We start from the raw sequence: 19,715 nt of genomic DNA, 5'->3' as shown, positions 1-19,715 counted from the left end.
CTGTTAAATTTCTTTGATGCCAGTTAGTTGGCTGGCCGCCTCTTCAATGGCTGATTTCCCGTCCAGCTTGCTGAAATATTGCGTATTAATTGGAATAACCGGGCAGGCCGCATGTATATTTTCGATAATGCTCTCTTTCATATAAACCACCTGCGGCCCTAATAAAATCAGGTCGGCTTTGTGGTATTCCTCTTCAATACGCCCAATGTTGACGGCATAGACCGTCAGCTCGCAGCCCTGTTCCTGTGCGTATTGGCGCATCTTTTTCGCCATGATGGATGTCGACATACCTTCATTACAGGTCAGGATGATGGTTTTATTATTCAGGATATCCAGCCCGCTTAATGCAGGCGTATTGTCGGGTGCCTCTGGCGTATTTTCGGTGGTCAGCGTATTCACCAGATCTTTCACTTTGCTTTTCAGCATGGTGCGTTCATACGCCATTAAGAACGGCAGATAGAAAATGACGCCCAACGCTAAGAGCACCACCTGCAGCAGTACATTGCGGAAATCGCCGCCTGACCCTAACCAACCGGAAAGCAGCGGTGGAACCGACCACGGCACATAGGCAACAATTCGCGAAACCATGCCAAACTCGGTCGCGAAATAGGCGATAACAAAATTAATCTGCGGGTAAATAATGAATGGGATCATGATTAACGGGTTGTACAACACCGGGAAGCCAAAAATAACCGGCTCATTAATATTGAATAATCCCGGTGCCAGCACGGTTCTGCCGAGCTTTTGGTGGCTGGAGATTTTGCTGCGTAGAAAGACCGCCAGGAGTAATGCCAGCGTACTGCCAGTGCCGCCCATGTGGCCGTATAAATCACGAAACGGCAGCACGATAATATGTGGCGGTAGCTCACCTCGCGCGAATGCAGCCATATTTTCCTGCATCGCCACCAGCAGCGGTGGCTCCAGAATCGGGTTAATAATGCCCGATGGATGAATACCCAGTGAAAACAGGAAGTTGGTTAAAGTGGTCAGCACCAGAAAGCCAGGCAGATTAGTGGTTAAATGCACCAACGGCGCCTGGATAATGGCCTGAATAATCTCATGAACCTCTTTGCCGCTGGTCATCTTCACCGCCGCCGCCACCAGCGCGAAGGCCAGCACCACCAGCATAATCGAGAACATCGACTGGAAAGATTGCGTCACCATCGGCGGGACTTCGTCGCCCATGCGAATTTGTAGCCAGCGGGTCTTCGCTATCCACAAAAACAGATCGGTGGCGACAATGGCGGTGATAATGGCCATAAATACGCCGCCCGCGTTGGTGAGGTTCTGGGAGATAATGCCGCTAACCTGCACCGGTTCGGATGCATTCAGCGGCACAATGGATAATGTTCCGGGCATCAGCACCAGAAAAGCCGCCAGAGAAACCATCGCCGGGATCATCGGCGCGGCAAATTTACGCTTGCTGGCGATACTCCAGGAGATTAATACCACTAGCATCAGCGCCAGAATGTTCATGGTGCCGTTCAGAATACGATCGCCCACGCTGCGTAACGCCGCCAGCGTCTCGGCTGAAACCCACTGCCCAACCCACCCTTTCGCATCCAGAAAAACGAAGTTCACCATGATAAAAAGCCCGGCTAACACCAAAAAGGGCACGGTGATAATAAAGCTATCGCGCAGGCTTCGAAGATGAACTTCCGATGCCATTTTCTGCGATATATCAGTAATTTTCGTCAATATCGTTGTTTGACTCATGACTCTTCCCTTGCAATGAAAACACCCCTCTGCGCCGGGTTAGCACACCTTCAGGCAAGACCGCCCGCTTCGCCGAGATCTGAATCCCCTTCTGCGCACCGCCGTTGCAGAATGAAACTCGCCTTCACTCAAGTCAATACCTTTATTTTAAAAGTAGTCTACTTTTAAAATAAATGAGATCTGGATAAAAATTTAAGGTGTGCGATATACTCCCAGGCGGGATAAAGCAGGAGGTGGACATTGCGTAGGTATATTGAAATCGCGAATATAATCAGGGAAAGGATCGTCAATAATGTCTATACGACTGGGGAGAAGATCCCTTACGGACATCAGCTTTGTGAAGAGTTTAGCTGTAGCAAGATAACGCTAAATAACGCGCTGGAGATTCTGGTTAACGAAGGGTTTATTACCCGTCAGCGTGGTCTTGGCACCGTGGTCAAAACGGCAACACCACGCTATACCCACGCGGAGAGCAACCTGGTTTCGCCGATCCTTGGCGTCAGCACCATTAACCAGACGCAGGGGCATAATGTCAGAAGCCATCTGCTGCTGTTTGAAATTGCTAACCCTTCCGCTGACGTCGCTGAAATGCTGGCGATCCCAACGGATCGCTTCTGCTGGCATTTTCGTCGCGTTCGATACGTCGACGATCTTCCACTGTCGATTGAAGACACCTGGCTTCCCGTGCATATACTGCCGGAGTTTACGCGTCAGGATGCGCTAGGGTCTATTTACCAGTATGTGGAATCCACGCTGCGTAAAATCCCCGCCAGCAGTCACACCCAGTTTTCTTCGCTGCCGAGCGATGATGAGGCGCAGGAGTGGCTGGCGCTACAGCCAAACGAACCGGTCAGCGTTACTCGCTCGGTCACCTATCTAAGCGATGGTCAGCCCTTCGAGTTCTGCACCAGTCGCTATCACTATCAGCGCTTTAACTACAACTCAGTCGTCCAGCGTAACGGCAGTTAAGGCTGTTTCGACGCACACTCCGCTTTCACCGCCTCATACAATAACCGCACCGCCGCAGAGAGCTGCTTGCGGTGCGGGCAGATCATATTCAGCGGCACCCGGTCGCCCAGATAGTGCGGCAGCAGTGCCTTGAGCCGCCCTTCCCGCAGGTCGTCACTGACGTCGAGTCCCGATTTAAACGCTATCCCTTCTCCCGCAATAGCCAGGCGACGGATCACTTCCGCATCATCGCTGGTGATGCTACCTGAGACCTGCACGCTGTGCTCCACGCCATCGAGACTGAGCGGCCAGCGGTCGAACGGCCTGCCACGCAGCACGTAGGTTAGCGCGTTACATTTTTCGAGGTCGGCTAGCGTCTGTGGTTCGCCGTGACGGGCAATCCAGTCGGGCGAGGCCACCACCACGCGGCGGTTTTCCGCTGCGACCGGCAGGGAGACAAACGAAGCATCGTCGTTTTCACCGTAGCGAAACGCCACGTCGACCGGGTCCTTAAACACATCGGTGCGGTGATCGGAAAACAGGATGCGCAGGCGCAATGCCGGATGGCGTTCGCGGAACTGGCGAAACACCCGCAGCAGTAAATTACGACCGAGATCGGACGGCACGGCGATTTGCAGCGTGCCGCGCACCTCATCGTCCGGGGTATGAATTTTTTGCAGCCCGTTTTGCAGCGCATCAAGCATCTGTACGGCAAACGGCAGCCAGGTCTCCCCTTCCGCCGTCAGGCGCAGGCTGCGCGTTGAACGAGCAAACAGGCGAACGTTGAGCGCGGTTTCCAGCCGTTTCATGGCCGAACTGACCTGCGCCGGGGGTATGCCCGCTTCGCGCGCCGCATCGCTAAAGCTGTTCAGCGCGGCGGCGCGCACGAACAGAGATAAATCTTCCAGCCTGAACATGAAGGGGTCCTTAGTCGCGAGTGCCAGAATAGTCCTCAAAACCGAATAGTCGCGGTTTGCTTACACTTTTTAAGAAAGCAGCGCTTGCCATTCAGGCCGCGCATCAGGAATCATACGGAGCTGCAATTTTATATCCAGGATAATGTGGGGATAGTATGCGTAAAACAAAAATGATGCTTCTGGGCGTACTGTTGGCGACGGCGAGCGCAGCGTGGGCTGCACCGGCAACGGGAATCAAGCAGTATGAACTGCAAGAGTTCACTGCCGACTTCACGCAGTTCAAGATTGGCGACAAAGCGCCGGCAATGTACCTGACGCCGGAGTACAACATCACGCAGTGGCAGCAGCGTAACCTGCCAGCGCCGGATGCAGGCACCCGCTGGACGTACATGGGCGGTAACTATGTACAGATTAGCGATACCGACGGCACCATCAGCAAAATCTACGACGGCGAAATTTTCTACCACCGTTAATGAATAAAGGCCGGGCGCATCACTGATGCGCCCGGCCTCTTTCTTCCCCCGTTACACCGCGCGGAACGCGATGTCGCCAGGAATCACTTCGCCCTGCCAGTAGAGCTGCGCCGCAACGCGCCCCGCCAGTCGACGATAAATCTCGGTGAATTCACTGTCCGGACGCGCAATCACCGTTGGCGTACCGTTATCCAGATCTTCACGCAGATTGATGTGCAGCGGCATTTGACCCAGCAGCTGGGTGTGATACTGCTCCGCCAGCTTCTCTGCGCCACCGGTGCCGAAAATCGGCTCGTGGTGACCACAGTTGCTGCAGATGTGCATGCTCATGTTTTCCACGATACCCAGCACCGGCACTTCCACCTTCTCGAACATCACGATGCCTTTTTTGGCGTCGATCAGCGCAATATCCTGCGGCGTAGTGACGACCACGGCCCCGGTCACCGGAATGTTCTGCGCCAGCGTCAGCTGGATATCACCGGTACCCGGTGGCATGTCGAGCACGAGGTAGTCGAGATCCGGCCACAGCGTCTCTTGCAGCATCTGCATCAGCGCCTTGCTGGCCATTGGGCCGCGCCATACCATGGCGTTGTCGTCCGTCACCAGATAACCGATAGAGTTAGTGGCGAGTCCATGCGCCATAATCGGCGCCATATGGGTGCCGTCCGGCGAAGTTGGGCGTTGATTTTCTGCGCCCAGCATGTTCGGAATGGACGGGCCGTAAATGTCGGCATCGAGGATGCCCACTTTCGCCCCTTCCGCGGCCAGCGCCAGCGCCAGGTTCACGGCGGTGGACGATTTCCCCACCCCGCCTTTGCCAGAGCTGACGGCAATAATGTTTTTCACGCCGTTAACGCCCGGCTGATTTTTCACGCGCTTCAGCGTGGCGATGCTGTGCGACAGCTTCCAGTCGATGGCTTTCGCCCCGGTGACCCGCAGCAGTTCCGCGCTGGTTTGCTCTTTTAATTCTTCAAAGGCGCTATGCCAGACAAACGGCATCTGCAGTTCGATGTGCACGGTGTCGTCAAGCCAGGCGACGTGGTGCAGCGCTTTCAGCGCTGTTAAGTTGTGCTTAAGGGTGGGGTGCTGGAAGTTTGCCAGCGTGCCGGCCACCATCGCACGTAGACGTTCAGGTGATTTGGCCTGGGATTCTGAGTTCATCCCGACTCCTTTGTTGTTTTAACATGCTTTCAGTACGCCTAAGTCTACCACAGGTAAGCGGCATCCATATATGGCACACCCTCTACCCTTTTGGTAATATCAAAACCCCTTTTTTAAAACAGAAGAAGTAATACCCACTATGACTCAAGTCGCGAAGAAGATTCTGGTAACGTGCGCACTGCCGTACGCCAACGGCTCCATCCACCTCGGCCATATGCTGGAGCACATCCAGGCTGATGTCTGGGTCCGTTACCAGCGAATGCGCGGCCACGAGGTTAACTTCATCTGCGCGGACGATGCCCACGGCACGCCAATCATGCTGAAAGCACAGCAACTGGGCATTACCCCAGAGCAGATGATTGCCGAAATGAGTCAGGAGCATCAGACTGATTTTGCGGGCTTTAACATCAGCTATGACAACTATCACTCGACGCACAGCGACGAGAACCGCGAGCTGTCCGAGCTGATTTACGGTCGCCTGAAAGAGAACGGTTTTATTAAAAACCGCACCATCTCTCAGCTGTACGATCCGGAAAAAGGCATGTTCCTGCCGGACCGTTTCGTTAAAGGCACCTGCCCGAAATGTAAATCACCGGATCAGTACGGCGATAACTGCGAAGTGTGCGGCGCGACCTACAGCCCAACCGAGCTTATCGAGCCGAAATCCGTGGTGTCTGGCGCGACCCCAGTGATGCGCGAGTCTGAGCACTTCTTCTTTGACCTGCCGTCCTTCAGCGAAATGCTGCAGGCGTGGACCCGCAGCGGCGCGCTGCAGGAGCAGGTAGCAAACAAAATGCAGGAATGGTTTGAATCCGGCCTGCAGCAGTGGGATATCTCCCGCGACGCACCGTACTTCGGTTTTGAAATCCCGAATGCGCCGGGCAAATACTTCTACGTCTGGCTGGATGCGCCAATCGGCTATATGGGTTCGTTCAAGAACCTGTGCGACAAGCGCGGCGACACCGTAAGCTTCGACGAATACTGGAAGAAAGACTCTACCGCCGAGCTGTATCACTTTATCGGTAAAGACATCGTCTACTTCCACAGCCTGTTCTGGCCAGCAATGCTGGAAGGCAGCAACTTCCGCAAGCCGACCAACCTGTTTGTACACGGCTATGTGACGGTGAACGGCGCGAAGATGTCCAAGTCTCGCGGCACCTTCATTAAAGCCAGCACCTGGCTCAAGCACTTCGATGCCGATAGCCTGCGCTACTACTACACCGCGAAGCTCTCTTCCCGTATCGACGATATCGACCTGAACCTGGAAGACTTCATCCAGCGCGTCAACGCGGATATCGTGAACAAGGTGGTAAACCTGGCTTCCCGTAACGCGGGCTTTATCGCTAAGCGTTTCGACGGCGTACTGTCCGCTGAACTGGCTGATCCTGAGCTATACAAAACCTTCACCGACGCGGCAGCAAGCATTGGCGAAGCGTGGGAAAGCCGTGAATTCGGTAAAGCGATTCGCGAAATCATGGCGCTGGCCGACGTGGCTAACCGCTACGTTGACGAGCAGGCACCGTGGGTGGTGGCAAAACAGGAAGGCCGTGATGCCGACCTGCAGGCTATCTGCACCATGGGTCTGAACATGTTCCGCGTGCTGATGACCTGGTTGAAACCGGTTCTGCCAGAGCTGGCCGCCCGTACCGAAGCATTCCTCAACACCGAACTGAGCTGGGATGCTATCAACACGCCGCTGGTCGGTCACAAGATCAACACCTTCAAGGCGCTGTATAACCGTATTGAAATGAAACAGGTGGAAGCGCTGGTGGAAGCGTCTAAAGAAGAAGTAAAAGCAACCGCAGCCCCGGTCACCGGCCCGCTGGCGGACGACCCGATTCAGGAAACCATCACCTTTGACGATTTCGCCAAAGTTGACCTGCGCGTGGCGCTGATTGAAAACGCCGAGTTCGTGGAAGGTTCCGATAAGCTGCTGCGCCTGACGCTGGATCTCGGCGGCGAGAAGCGCAATGTCTTCTCCGGCATCCGTTCCGCCTACCCGGACCCGCAGCCGCTGATTGGTCGCCTGACCATCATGGTCGCCAACCTGGCACCGCGTAAAATGCGTTTCGGCATCTCGGAAGGGATGGTGATGGCCGCAGGCCCTGGCGGGAAAGATATCTTCCTGTTAAGCCCGGATGACGGTGCGCAACCAGGCCAGCAGGTGAAATAATCTGCATAAAAAAACGCTGCTTCGGCAGCGTTTTTTATTGGTCCGTAATAATACTCTCCCTTTCCGTTGCATTGACCTATGAGTCATTTACATCTAGCATTCTACTCATTATATGAGTCGAATAATGCCGGTATTTAGCTCAGGGGGAGAAAACATATGTGGATTTGGCAGCAAAAAGAATGGCCCGCATTCCATTGGGATCGACAACAACTCTCCCCACTGTTGCGCGAAACGCAGTTCCTGCAGGGCACACTCTACGGTAGCAGTCAAATCGCCGATGCGGCGCAAACCACGCTTGACGCGATTTTGGCCAACATCATTTACTCCAGCGATATTGAGGGTGAACAACTCAATGCGCACTCGGTACGTTCATCGCTCGCCGTTCACCTCGGCGTTCAAACCGATCTCCCCTATCCGGTCGATAAAAAAACAGAAGGCCTGGTCGAATCAGCCCTGGATGCCATTAACAATCTGGATGCCCCATTAAACGAGGCGCGACTACTGCACTGGCATCACCTGCTCTTTCCTGAAAACCACACCATCCTACACACAATTGTCGGTGGCAAGTTCCGTGATAGCTCAGTACAGGTGGTCTCAGGTCGAATAGACAAACCAGTTATTCACTTTGAAGGCCCGGAAGCGTCACGTATCAACGTGGAAATCAGCGCGTTTACGACCTGGTTTAACGAGAGCCGACAGGATACCAGCCTTGATCCGCTGTTACGTGCCGGCATCGCCCATCTCTGGTTCTTAACTATTCACCCCTTCGAAGATGGGAACGGCAGGATTGGGCGGCTGATTATGGATTTGGCGCTTGCCCAGGCGGAACAGCGAACCGTTCGTCTCTATGCCATGTCACGCACCATCAATGAGCAACGTAAAGCGTACTATGAGGTGATAGAAAAGACGCAAAAAGGTGAGCTGGATATCACCGTGTGGCTAATCTGGTTCCTCAATACGCTAAAGACCTCTATTGAGCAAACGCAGGAACTTATCGCACAGACAGTATTCAAGGCAAAGTACTGGCGCTTTTTTGATGCTTCCTCGCTCAACGCAGAGCAGGTCAAAGTACTTAATCGGATGCTGGACGGTGATTTTGAATTGGGAATCAACAACACGCAGTATAAAGCCGTTGCCGGAGTGAGTCGGGCGACGGCAACGCGCCATCTGGCACAATTGTGTGAACTTGGTTTTCTGCAAACCGGCGAGGCTGGAGGGCGTAGCGTTCGCTACAAACTGCCGATGGTAAGTTAGGAATGCCTGATGGCGAGATAGTTATCAGGTCTGAGTATTTTTTAGGTTTCGAGCATCCCTGGCGGCGCTACGCTTAGCGCCGCCAGGGAAAAACGTGAAATTACTTCGCGGCGTGCTCGCGAATCGCCAGGCCGCGCAGGAAGTAGCGCAGGAACTGGTCGCCGCATTCGCGGAAGTTTTTGTGGTCTGGTGCACGCATCATGGCGGTGATTTCCGGCATGGAGACGCGGAACTGCTGCTGGGTCAGGATCGCCAGAATATCGTCGGTTTTCAGCGCAAACGCGATACGCAGTTTTTTCAGCATCACGTTGTTGTTGATACGGCGTTCCACCGCCAGCGCTGGCGCAGATTCGTCGCGGCCGCGTTTTTCGTAGATCAGGCCGTTCAGGAAGCACGACAGCATAATGTCCGGGCAACGTACGAAGCCTTCCTCATCCTCTTTGCGCAGCCACGGCGCCAGTTGTTCAACGCTGACTTCGGCTTCGCCCAGCGCGAAAATACGCACCAGATCGTTGTTGTTCATTTTCAGGATGTAGCGGACGCTGCGTAAAATATCGTTACTGACCATAGTGCCTTCGGTGGTGATGGTGAAAAATACGGTGGGCAAATTTATACTCTAAGCGATTCGAGTTGCAGCAAGGCGGCAAGCGCGCGAATCCCCAAGAGCATAGCAAACTATGTGACTGGGGTGAGCAAGCGCAGCCAACGCCGCTGCAACTTGAAGCGCGACGAGTATACACGAATTATAACCCCAGTGCTTCTTTCAAGGTCTTCAAATAGCGGCGGCTTACCGGCACGGTCTGCCCGTTACGCAGCAGCAGCTCGGCCTGGCCGTTATCCTCCAGACGAATCTCCTTCAGATGCGCCATGTTCACCAGATGCTGACGATGGCAGCGGATCAGCGGCGTGCGGCTCTCCAGCGTGCGTAAGGTCAGCTCGGTAAAGCCCTCTTTACCTTCACCGCTGGTGACGTACACGCCGCTCATCCGGCTGCTGACAAACGCCACGTCGTCCATCTGCAGCAGGTAAATCCGGCTGTGTCCGGTGCAGGGAATAAACTTCAGCGCCTGCTGGTTTTCGCCCAGCACCGACATATCCTGCACCGCCCGCTCCTGACGCAGACGCATCAGCGTTTTTTCCAGCCGTTTTTCTTCAATCGGCTTGAGCAGATAATCAAACGCGTGCTCCTCAAAGGCCTTCACTGCGTATTCGTCAAAAGCGGTCAGGAACACGATGTAGGGGCGATGTTCCGGGTCAAGCATGCCGACCATCTCCAGCCCGCTAATGCGCGGCATCTGGATATCGAGAAATAGCACGTCCGGGCGTAGCTTATGCACCGCGCCGATGGCTTCTACTGCGTTGGCGCACTCGCCCACAATCTCAAGATCCTCCTGCGTTTGCAGCAGGACGCGCAGGTTCTCTCGCGCCAGCGGCTCGTCATCAACAATCAGCACTTTAATCATGCATTCTCCTCCAGAGGTAAGCGCAGAGTGACCCGGGTAAAACGGTCCGGTTCGCAGGCGACGGCAATCCCGCATTCGTCGCCAAAACGCATCCGTAGACGCTTGTCCACCAGGCTCATGCCCAACCCACTGGACGAGGTATTGGGTTGATACAGCCCGGCGTTATCTTCGATGTCCAGCACCAGATGCCTGCCCTGCTGGCGGGCGCGCAGCGTAATCTCGCCGACATCCATCAATTGCGAAGTGCCGTGCTTAATGGCATTTTCGACAATCGGCTGCAGGGTGAACGCCGGAAGCTGCTGATGCTCCAGCGCGTCGGGGATATCCAGATGTATCTGCAGCCGCGACTGAAAACGCGCCTTCTCAATTTGCAGGTAGGCGTTCACGTGCTCAATTTCATCCGCCAGGGTGACAATCTCCGACGGGCGTTTGAGGTTTTTGCGGAAAAAGGTCGACAGATACTGCACCAGCTGGCTCGCCTGTTCGCTGTCGCGGCGAATCACCGCTTTGAGCGTATTCAGGGCGTTAAACAGGAAGTGCGGGTTGACCTGCGCGTGCAGCAACTTGATCTCCGACTGGGTCAGCAGCGCTTTCTGCCGCTCATACTGCCCGGCCAGAATCTGCGCCGACAGCAACTGGGCAATGCCCTCGCCTAACGTACGGTTGATGGAGCTGAACAGGCGGTTTTTGGCCTCGTACAGTTTGATGGTGCCTATCACCCGCTGGTTCTCACCGCGCAGCGGGATCACCAGCGTCGAGCCGAGCTTGCAGTTGGGATGAATCGAGCAGCGATATGGCACTTCGTTGCCGTCGGCGTAGACCACCTCGCCGGTCTCAATCGTTTTTTGCGTATAGCGTGAGGAGATAGGTTTGCCGGGCAGATGGTGATCTTCGCCGATGCCGGTGAAAGCGAGCAGCTTCTCGCGGTCGGTGATGGCCACCGCGCCGATATCCAGCTCCTGAATCAGTACCTGCGCCACCTTCATGCTGTTCTCTTCGTTGAAGCCCTTACGCAGGATCCCCTCCGTCGAGGCGGCGACCTTCAGCGCGGTGGCGGAAAAGGCCGAGGTGTATTTCTCAAACATCGCCCTCTTATCGAGCAGGATGCGCATAAACAGCGCTGCACCCACGGTGTTGGTGACCATCATCGGTGCGGCAATGCTCTGCACCAGATGCAGCGCGTCTTCGAACGGGCGGGCAATCAGCAGAATAATCAGCATCTGCACCAGCTCCGCCACCAGAGTGATCGCCCCAGCCGTCCACGGGCTGAATACTTTGTCCGGGCGGCCACGACGGATCAGCAGGCTGTGCACCAGCCCGCCAAGCAGCCCCTCAACCATCGTCGAGATCATGCAGCTAAGCGCGGTCATCCCGCCCATCGAGTAGCGATGTAAGCCGCCGGTCAGCCCTACCAGCCCGCCGACCACCGGGCCGCCAAGCAGGCCGCCCATCACCGCACCAATGGCGCGGGTGTTGGCAATCGAGTCTTCAATGTGCAAGCCAAAATAGGTGCCGAGAATACAGAAAATGGAGAACGTGACGTAGCAGAGCAGCTTGTGCGGCAGGCGCACGGTAACCTGCATCAGCGGGATAAAGAGACGCGTTTTGCTCATTAACCAGGCGATGACCAGGAAAACACACATCTGCTGAAGCAGCAGCAACACCAGATTAAACTCGTACATACCCGTTCACCACAGCAGAAATAAAACTGCGTAACATACACACAGTTGGCATAACTTTCTTTGAAACCTGGCAAAAAAAGTGCAAAAAATGCTACCGATCACATTTTATCCATCACCATGGTCGCGAAGTGGATAAAAAACAATCAAAGCAGGCCGCGCCGGTAATCCCCGTCTAAAGTTATACACAAAATCATTCAAGTTGCATCAAGGCGGCAAGCGAGTGAATCCCCAGGAGCTTACTCTAGTAAGTGACTGGGGTGAGCGAGCGCAGCCAACGCCGAGGCGGCTTGAAGGATGAAGTGTATAAATGGGATATCGCATGCCGGAGGAAAAGATGGCGCTTTATACGATTGGTGAAGTCGCACAGCTCTGTGATATTAACCCGGTGACGCTTCGCGCCTGGCAGCGGCGATACGCGCTGCTGAAGCCGCAGCGCACCGACGGCGGCCATCGCCTGTTTAATGATGACGATATCGACCGCATCCGCGAGATCCAGCGCTGGATAGAAAACGGCGTTCAGGTAGGCAAAGTCAAAGGGCTGCTCAGCGAGCAGCAGGACGGCTGGCGGGAGCAGCAGGAAAAGGTGCTGAGCTATCTGCGCAGCGGTCATCTGCACCCACTGCGCCTGTGGGTCAAAGATCTGCGCCGCAGCCACAGCGCCCGCACGCTGGTCGACTGCCTGTTTAACCCACTGCGCCAGCGGTTACAGAGCGCGCAGTTTGCCCAGCAAACGCTGCTGGGGTTGCTCGACGGCGTGCTGATTAACGACATCGCGCTGAATCTCGCCTCCGGCCGACGTAAATCGGGGCCGCACGCGCTGGTGGTCGGCTGGAACGTCACCGATATGACGCGCCTGTGGCTGGAGAGCTGGGTCGCCTGCGAGCAGGGCTGGCGCGTTGACGTGCTGGCTCATACGCTCACCCACGTGCAGCCGGAGCTGTTCCCCGGCCAGACGCTGCTTATCTGGTGCGGTGTGTCACCCAGCGCCTTGCAGCGACAGCAGCTCGCCTGCTGGCAGGAAGAGGGCGTGGCCTTCGCACTTCCCACAAATTAATCGTTCGTTAACAGACCAGCTTCGCGGTATAATCTTTTGGTTAACAAAAGGAGTACACCATGAAGTCTACCAAACTTGCCGCGATCTTCATTTTTGCCCTGATGGCCATTAGCGGTATTGGCGGCGTGATGCTCGCAGGCTATTCATTTATTGTGCGCGGCGGTGTTGGCTGAGCCGTCGACTCAGTCGCTCAAAGGCGCGGTCGACGATAATCGCCGCCAGCGCCACCAGAATAGCCCCCTGCACCACGTAAGCCGTGTTGAACCCACTCAGGCCGATGATAATTGGCGTGCCTAGCGTATTCGCGCCCACCGTGGAGGCGATGGTTGCCGTACCGATATTGACGATAACCGAGGTCCGCACGCCCGCCACGATAACCGGCGCCGCTAACGGTAGCTCCACCTGACGCAGCCGCTGCCAGCCCGACATTCCCATCCCTTCTGCCACGCTCAACGCACTCAGCGGTACTGCCGCCAGCCCGGCTAACGTGCCTTGCAATACCGGCAGAATGCCATACAGGATCAGTGCAATAATGGCTGGTTTTTCACCGAAACCCATCACCGGAACCGCCAGCGCCAGCACCGCGACCGGCGGAAAAGTTTGTCCCATTGCCGCCAGCGTCTCAACCAGCGGGCGAAATTCACTGCCCGCCGGGCGCGTTACCGCCACACCAGCACTCACCCCAATGACGATCGCCGTCAGGCTGGAAACCCCCACCAGCCAGGCATGGGCCAGCGTCAGCGACAAAAAGCCCGCCTGCTGATAGAGCGGGCGCGGCTGCTCAGGAAACAGCAGGTGAAACAGCGGCTCGCTGTAGGGCAGCCCTACCAGCAGTCCGATAAACAGCGCCAGCAGCCACAGCAGCGGGTCACGGAATAGTCGCATCGCTTGGATCCTCGCGTAGCAGGTCAGCAAAATGCAGCGTGCCGTAAGCCCTTCCCGCCTCATCCGCCACCGGCAAAACGGTGCGCCGCTGGTCCATAAAACCGGAGAGCGCATCGCGCAGCGACGAAGTGGCAATAATTGCCTCACCCTCGGCTTGCTCGCCGCGGCGCACGTAGTCCGCCACCCGCCGCAGCGACAGCAGGCGCACGCCCAGCTCGCTGCGGCCAAAAAAGGTACGCACAAATTCGCTGCCCGGCTGGCTAAGCAACTGGAGCGGCGTGCCCTGCTGCACCACCTCGCCGCCGTCCAGCAGGATAATGTTGTCCGCCAGACGTAGCGCTTCGTCAATATCATGGGTCACCAGCACGATGGTGCGCCCTAACAGCTGGTGAATACGACGCATCTCCTGCTGAAGCGCGCCGCGCGTCACCGGATCCAACGCACCGAAGGGTTCATCCATCAGCAACACCTCCGGGTCACCCGCCAGCGCTCGCGCCACACCGACGCGCTGCTGCTGGCCGCCGGAGAGCTGATGCGGGAATCGCGTGCGCAGCGTCGGCTCCAGCCCCAGCAGCGCCATCAGTTCATCGATGCGCGCATCGACCTTTGCCTTCGGCCATTTCAGCAGCTGCGGCACGGTGGCGATATTTTGCGCCACCGTCCAGTGCGGGAACAGGCCAATCGACTGAATGGCATAGCCCATACGTCGGCGCAGGGCGAGCAGCGGCTGCTCGCGGATATCCTGCCCGGCAAAACGAATTGTCCCGCTATCGGGCTCCACCAGCCGGTTAATCATCTTAAGGGTGGTGGATTTGCCCGAACCGGAGGTACCAATCAGCACCGAAAACGCCCCTTCTGCCAGCCGCAATGAGAGGTTTTTTACCGCCGGATGGTGACCGAACGATTTGTTGACCTGGAAGAATTCAATCATCGGTCTCTCCTTGTAATAAGCTGCCCGCCAGGCTGAACAGGGCGTCGGCGATAACCGCCATCGCGATGGTCGGGATCACGCCAAGCAGCACCAGATCCAGCGCGCTGCTGAGCAGCCCCTGGAACACCAGCGCTCCGAAGCCACCCGCGCCAATCAGCGCCGCCACCACCGCCATGCCAACCGTCTGTACGGTCACCACCCGCAGGCTACGCAACAGCACCGGCAGCGCCAGCGGTAACTGCACGCGAAGAAAAGTCTGAGCACGGCTCATGCCCATCGCCGCGGCGCTTTCCAGCACCTGCGGCGAAACGTGCTGCATACCAGCAACCACGCCGCGTACGAGGGGTAGCAGCGCGTAGAGCACCAGCGCAATCAGCGCCGGGGCCAGCCCGGTTCCCGCCACGCCGACATTCGCCAGCCACGGGAAGCGCTGCACCAGTCCGGCAAGCGGCGCAATCAGCAGGCCGAACAGCGCCACCGAAGGGATGGTCTGGATAATATTGAGAACGGTAAACACGCTCGACTGCCGCCCCGGATGCCGCCAGCACCACATGCCGAGCGGCACGCCAAGCAGCAGTCCCGGCAGCAGTGTGCCCCAGAGCAGCGTCAGGTGCTGGCTCAAGGCATCGTTAAAGGTCTCCTGCCGGTTGGCGTACTCTTTCATCAGCGACAGGCCATCAAGCGCCCCGCTCCACAGCAGCCAGCAAGGCAGCAGCCACAGCTGCACATTCAGCAGCCAGCGCCACCGCGCATGCAGCGTCAGGCGGCGAATGGCCTCGCTGCAACTCAGCAGCATCAGCAGTAAGCCCAGCCATAGCCCGCTCCCCGGCGAGGTTCGCGCCAGCGGGCTGCTGCTCTGCGCCAGTTGCTGCGCGGCCTCGCCGCTCGCCCACAGCAGGAGCGCAAAGCCGCCTTCGGCCAGCAGCAGAATCAACAGACTCGGCAACCGACCGGGCAGCCAGCTAAACCACAAAAACAGCGCCGGAATAATCAACAGGATAAGCGGAGGGAAATCCCAGATTTGCCATAGCCAACGACCTTCGCCCGATACCAGACGATTCGGGGCGAAATTGACAAATGGCAGCGCGGCGGCCGCCAGCAGTAAAACCGCCAGCAGCGCCACCACGCGATGAGTACAACGAGGCATGCGATTAACCGATTACTTCGCCCACCCTTTTTGCTTCAGGTATTTCGCCGCCACGGTTTTGGCGTCCAACCCTTCGACCGCAATCTTCGCGTTCAGCGTTTGCAGGGTCTTTTCATCGAGGCTCGCAAACACCGGTTTCAGCCATTCGTCCAGTTGCGGATAGGCTTTCAGCACCGCTTCACGCACCACTGGCGTTGGCGCATAAATCGGCTGCACGCCTTTCGGGTCGCTCAGAGTCTGAAGCCCCAGCACCGCCACCGGGCCGTCAGTGCCGTAGGCCATCGCCGCATTGACGCCCGAGGTTTGCTGTGCCGCCGCCTTAATGGTGACGGCGGTGTCCCCGCCCGCCAGCGACAGCAGCTGGTCCTGACTCAGTTTAAAATCGTAGGCTTTTTCAAACGCCGGGAGCGCATCCGGGCGTTCGATAAATTCAGCAGAGGCCGCCAGCTTAAAGGTGCCGCCTTTTTTCAGATAGCCGCTCAGGTCGGCCAGCGAAGTGAGTTTGTTCTGTTCTGCCAGCTCTTTACGCACGGCGATGGTCCAGGTGTTATTCGCCGGTGCGGGGGTCAGCCAGATCAGATGATTTTTCTCGGCATCGAGCTTTTTCACTTTCTCGTAGCCCGCCGCCGCATTTTTCCAGGCCGCGTCGGTTTCATCTTTGAAGAAAAATGCGCCGTTGCCCGTGTACTCCGGGTAAATATCCAACGCATTGGAGGTGATAGCGCCGCGCACCACCGGCGTGGTGCCAAGCTGAACTTTATTCACCGTTTTGACGCCGTGGCTTTCCAGCACCTGCAGGATAATGTTCCCGAGCAGCGCTCCTTCGGTATCAATTTTAGAACCGACTTTTACCGGCTCCGCGGCCTGTAACGGCAGCGCAACCGCCGCCAGGAGTACCAGTGACGCCGTCCATCCCCTTGCCATCGTCATACGCTTTCCTCTTATTATTTGCGCTCAATTAACAGGCGCTTAAGTAAAAAGCGTAGACGAAATCTCAGCAATCAGCCCTTTTTCGGGATCGTTAACGGGATCGTCAGCAAGCTCGCGGCGAAGTACAGCAGTGCGATAACCCATAGCGTGCCTTCCACGCCGAGCGGGTTAACACACAGGGTGACGATAAATGGCCCGACAAAATTACTCAGGCCAGATCCAAGGTTCAGGCAGGAGATCGCCGCGCCTTTATTTTCCGGCAGCAGCGAGGGAATCAGCGCACTCAGCGGGCCGAACGCGCCAAGGCCGATGGCATAAATCGCCAGCGCGATAACCATCGCCACGATGCTATGGCCAAACAGTACCGGTGCATAGCACACCGCCAGCGCCGACGCGCCGCAGAGCGTTCCGGCAAACCAGACCACGGTGTTACGCCAGCCGATGGTATCGCCCAGCCAGCCGAAGAAATAGTTGGCGAAGATATTCACCACGTTCACCAGCCCCCAGATAGTCAGCCACTCTTCAATGCTGAAGCCAAAGCGCGGCAGGTAGACCGGCATCAGAATCACCAGCGAGAACTTGCCGATATCGTTGATGGTTTTGACCACCACTGCCAGGCGCATTTTCGGCTCGCGCACCAGTACGATAATCCCTTCCGCCAGCGCCTTGCCGACCGCGCCATCCTGCTGCCACTGCGGTTTATCGCGGTTGAGGAGCAGCGCGCAGCCGCAGCCCGCCAGCACAAAGATAAAGCCGGAGAGTAAGGTAGTGGTCTCCCCCAAGCGCGGGATCATAAAGCCGGAGAACCACGGCCCGACGATGGTCATGCCGACGCCGAAGGCAATCCAGAACCAGGAGACGGCACGGCCGAGGATCCGGCTTTCGCAGCGCTGGTTAATCCACACCAGAAACGAGTAGGCGAACAGCGGATAGGCCATGCCGCGCACCGCGTAGCTCACCATCATCAATGGGTAGTTGCCGTCCGGCAGCGCGACGAAAATAAACGGCACTGAGCCGACAAAGTAGAGTAGCGTCGCCAGCCACATCAGGCGACGTACGCCAAGCACGCCCGCGCCAATGCCGGAAAACCACGAAATCGCCGCCACGCACAGACCAAAGACGGATGACAGCAGGCTGATGTGTACCGCATCAAGCCCGCGCTGTTGCAGCAGCGAGGCCAGCCAGCTCTGTTCGATGGTTGCCCCGGTAATAAACAGGAAGACGCCCACGAATCCCCATACCAGCTCACGCGGTAGGCCGAGGCGCGCCCAGATGCCCTGTTGAATATATAAACTTTGATCGGTCATTTCTGTTATCCAAAAAAATCCCGGGGTCGCTGCGCTCGCCCGGGCTACAAGGTGTTTATTTGTTTGGTTTTACGCGTTTTTCAACTGCGCTAACTGATGCTGTTTGGCTTTGAGCAGACTGCGGTTGACGTGGCCGACGGTGTTATCCCCCCAGCAGTGGTCGTACGGCATCCCGGTCAGGCTTTCGATCACCTCTTTGGTTTCTGCCGTCACGGTTGCTTTGCTGCCGCCCTGTTTCAGGCGCGCTACTTCTTCATTCAGCACCGCATGGGTACGGCTGTTCACTTTGAACTGGAAGGCCGACCAGATGCCCCACAGGGTCAGGAGAACCGGCAGAATAATCATGATGGCGAGGATCATATTAATCGCCGACTGCGGCTGGCTGGTGTGGCCGGTGATAAAGCCGGACATCTGCAGCGCCACGCCAACGAGGAAGATGGAGAACGCCTGGGACGCTTTACGCAGCAGGCTCATAAAGCCGGCAAAGATCCCTTCACGGCGGTTACAGGTCAGAATTTCATCCACATCCGCCACGAAGGTGTAGTTGTTCCATGGAATGGAGTAGATACCGCCGCGCGCCAGACCGGCCACGCCTGCTGCCAGATACAGCATCGACATGCTGGTCGAGCCGTAGAGATAGGTCACCGCGAACAGGGCAAACGCCACCAGCGCCATTAGCGCCTGAGTCGCAAACGCGCGAGACGGCGAGTAACGCAAGGTCAGCCAGGTGGCGACGCCGACGCCGAAGAACTGCAGACCGTTGATGACGCTCAGCAGGTTACTGGCCACAACGGAAGAGGTCGCCAGGGCAAAGACCACGAAATAGGTAAAGACGGAGTTAAAGATATCCTGCGCGACCGAACCGCCCAGATACATCCCCAGGTGAGAACGGAAGGTTTTGATTTTCAGGGTAGAGACAAAATCGTAGTAGATATCGAACAGGCGCTTACTCAGCGGCGGCTTCTCTTCGGTCTCAACGCTGCGTTCGCTCTGCTCAATCTCTTCCAGCGAACGTTCCCATGTACCGAAGTAGACGAAGAACAGCACCACCATAAAGGCAACGGTGAAAATCGCCCCGGCGTAGAAGAACGATATCGCCGAATCAGAGCCAAAGTAGGCCAGCAGTCGGCCCGGCAGGAACGCGGCGGTGAAGCCCGCGAACTGCGCAATGTACATACGGGCGCTGGTCAGCTTAGAGCGTTTGGTAAAGTCATTGGTCATCTCGGCCGACAGCGTGTCGTACGGGATCAAAATCATTGAGTAGACGATTTCAAACAGAATGTAGACCAGCAGGTACATCCAGTAGTTAAAGCCCTGCACCCACAGCAGGCTGTAGACCGCCACCAGCGGAATGCTCAGCAGCAGGAAGAAACGACGACGGCCAAAGCGACGACCGAGGCGCGTTTTGTGGAAGTTATCGGAGATGTAGCCCATGCACGGACACATGATCACATCGACGATACGCGCCACGGCAAACAGTGAACCTGCTTCAATCGGCGTCAGGCCGCAGAAGGTGGTCAGGAAGAACAGCAGCCAGGCACTCACCAGAGTAAAAGCCCCTGAACCGATAACATCGGCCAGGCCGTAACAGATATAGTTGTGGAGTTTTATCTCCCGCACTTTTTTTATCATTTTCCATCCCCTTGAACATAACAGGACGGCGAGGCCGCAAGC

Annotated in this window: 18 protein-coding genes; 6 read left to right on the top strand and 12 right to left on the bottom strand. The window is 56.7% G+C overall.

Going from position 1 to position 19,715, the window contains the following annotated elements; genetic code table 11:
• Positions 1-3 precede the first annotated feature (3 nt).
• Positions 4-1,716 carry a PTS transporter subunit EIIC gene (locus V6940_RS01335; RefSeq protein WP_333494548.1) on the bottom strand — a complete coding sequence of 571 codons (1,713 nt, stop codon included), beginning with the start codon at positions 1,714-1,716 and terminating at the stop codon, positions 4-6.
• A 240-nt stretch (positions 1,717-1,956) separates the two neighbouring features.
• On the opposite strand from V6940_RS01335, the gene V6940_RS01330 reads away from it, so the two are divergent.
• Positions 1,957-2,685 (top strand): GntR family transcriptional regulator, encoded by a 729-nt coding sequence (locus tag V6940_RS01330; RefSeq protein ID WP_333494547.1) that lies wholly within the window; start codon positions 1,957-1,959, stop codon positions 2,683-2,685.
• On the opposite strand, the gene V6940_RS01325 is transcribed toward V6940_RS01330, so the two are convergent.
• The gene (locus tag V6940_RS01325) at positions 2,682-3,581 is read right to left on the bottom strand and encodes a LysR family transcriptional regulator (protein WP_333494546.1); all 900 of its coding nucleotides are present in this window, start codon (positions 3,579-3,581) and stop codon (positions 2,682-2,684) included. The two genes, V6940_RS01330 and V6940_RS01325, sit on opposite strands and share 4 nt — an antisense overlap.
• A 155-nt stretch (positions 3,582-3,736) precedes the next feature.
• Between V6940_RS01325 and V6940_RS01320 the strand changes: the two genes are divergently transcribed.
• On the top strand, positions 3,737-4,054 hold the full coding sequence (locus V6940_RS01320; RefSeq protein ID WP_333494545.1) for an RcnB family protein: 318 nt from the start codon (positions 3,737-3,739) through the stop codon (positions 4,052-4,054).
• A gap of 51 nt (positions 4,055-4,105) precedes the next feature.
• Here V6940_RS01320 and apbC read toward each other — a convergent pair whose 3' ends face one another.
• A complete protein-coding gene (gene apbC / locus V6940_RS01315; protein ID WP_333494544.1) occupies positions 4,106-5,215 on the bottom strand; it encodes an iron-sulfur cluster carrier protein ApbC in 1,110 nt (369 codons plus the stop codon).
• 139 nt (positions 5,216-5,354) lie between these two features.
• On the opposite strand from apbC, the gene metG reads away from it, so the two are divergent.
• Positions 5,355-7,388, top strand: coding sequence for a methionine--tRNA ligase (gene metG, locus V6940_RS01310; RefSeq protein ID WP_333009718.1), 2,034 nt, complete (start codon positions 5,355-5,357; stop codon positions 7,386-7,388).
• 156 nt (positions 7,389-7,544) lie between these two features.
• Positions 7,545-8,642: a Fic family protein gene (locus V6940_RS01305; RefSeq protein WP_333494543.1), complete on the top strand. Its 1,098-nt coding sequence runs from the start codon at positions 7,545-7,547 to the stop codon at positions 8,640-8,642.
• Between the two features lie 100 nt (positions 8,643-8,742).
• Here V6940_RS01305 and V6940_RS01300 read toward each other — a convergent pair whose 3' ends face one another.
• The 3 genes from V6940_RS01300 to V6940_RS01290 all read right to left on the bottom strand — a co-directional run bounded on the left by V6940_RS01300 (position 8,743) and on the right by V6940_RS01290 (position 11,787).
• Positions 8,743-9,210, bottom strand: a complete 468-nt coding sequence (locus V6940_RS01300) for a DUF1456 family protein (protein WP_333494985.1) — start codon at positions 9,208-9,210, stop codon at positions 8,743-8,745.
• 175 nt (positions 9,211-9,385) lie between these two features.
• Positions 9,386-10,105, bottom strand: coding sequence for a two-component system response regulator BtsR (gene btsR / locus V6940_RS01295; RefSeq protein ID WP_333494542.1), 720 nt, complete (start codon positions 10,103-10,105; stop codon positions 9,386-9,388).
• Complete coding sequence (locus V6940_RS01290) at positions 10,102-11,787, bottom strand: sensor histidine kinase (protein WP_333494541.1); 1,686 nt, start codon at positions 11,785-11,787, stop codon at positions 10,102-10,104. Before V6940_RS01290 ends, btsR begins: the two co-directional genes overlap by 4 nt.
• 334 nt (positions 11,788-12,121) lie before the next feature.
• Between V6940_RS01290 and V6940_RS01285 the strand changes: the two genes are divergently transcribed.
• Positions 12,122-12,841 (top strand): MerR family transcriptional regulator, encoded by a 720-nt coding sequence (locus V6940_RS01285; RefSeq protein ID WP_333494540.1) that lies wholly within the window; start codon positions 12,122-12,124, stop codon positions 12,839-12,841.
• 59 nt (positions 12,842-12,900) lie between these two features.
• A complete protein-coding gene (locus tag V6940_RS01280; RefSeq protein WP_333494539.1) occupies positions 12,901-13,014 on the top strand; it encodes a protein YohO in 114 nt (37 codons plus the stop codon).
• Here V6940_RS01280 and V6940_RS01275 read toward each other — a convergent pair.
• From V6940_RS01275 to V6940_RS01250, 6 genes are all read right to left on the bottom strand, one after another.
• On the bottom strand, positions 12,989-13,726 hold the full coding sequence (locus V6940_RS01275) for an ABC transporter permease (protein WP_333494538.1): 738 nt from the start codon (positions 13,724-13,726) through the stop codon (positions 12,989-12,991). The genes V6940_RS01280 and V6940_RS01275 overlap by 26 nt on opposite strands.
• Positions 13,710-14,657, bottom strand: a complete 948-nt coding sequence (locus tag V6940_RS01270) for an ABC transporter ATP-binding protein (protein ID WP_333494537.1) — start codon at positions 14,655-14,657, stop codon at positions 13,710-13,712. Before V6940_RS01270 ends, V6940_RS01275 begins: the two co-directional genes overlap by 17 nt.
• Entirely contained in the window at positions 14,650-15,804 is a 1,155-nt protein-coding gene (locus V6940_RS01265; protein WP_333494536.1) for an ABC transporter permease, read from the bottom strand. Before V6940_RS01265 ends, V6940_RS01270 begins: the two co-directional genes overlap by 8 nt.
• Positions 15,805-15,816: 12 nt before the next feature.
• Positions 15,817-16,734 (bottom strand): glycine betaine ABC transporter substrate-binding protein OsmF, encoded by a 918-nt coding sequence (gene osmF / locus V6940_RS01260; RefSeq protein ID WP_333494535.1) that lies wholly within the window; start codon positions 16,732-16,734, stop codon positions 15,817-15,819.
• A 71-nt stretch (positions 16,735-16,805) separates the two neighbouring features.
• The gene (locus V6940_RS01255) at positions 16,806-18,041 is read right to left on the bottom strand and encodes an MFS transporter (RefSeq protein ID WP_333494534.1); all 1,236 of its coding nucleotides are present in this window, start codon (positions 18,039-18,041) and stop codon (positions 16,806-16,808) included.
• 69 nt (positions 18,042-18,110) lie between these two features.
• Entirely contained in the window at positions 18,111-19,673 is a 1,563-nt protein-coding gene (locus tag V6940_RS01250) for an MFS transporter (protein ID WP_333494533.1), read from the bottom strand.
• Positions 19,674-19,715 lie beyond the last annotated feature (42 nt).

This window comes from Kluyvera sp. CHPC 1.251, assembly GCF_036759945.1.
Lineage (GTDB): Bacteria > Pseudomonadota > Gammaproteobacteria > Enterobacterales > Enterobacteriaceae > Kluyvera > Kluyvera sichuanensis.
This window is presented reverse-complemented; position numbering and strand designations above follow the sequence as displayed.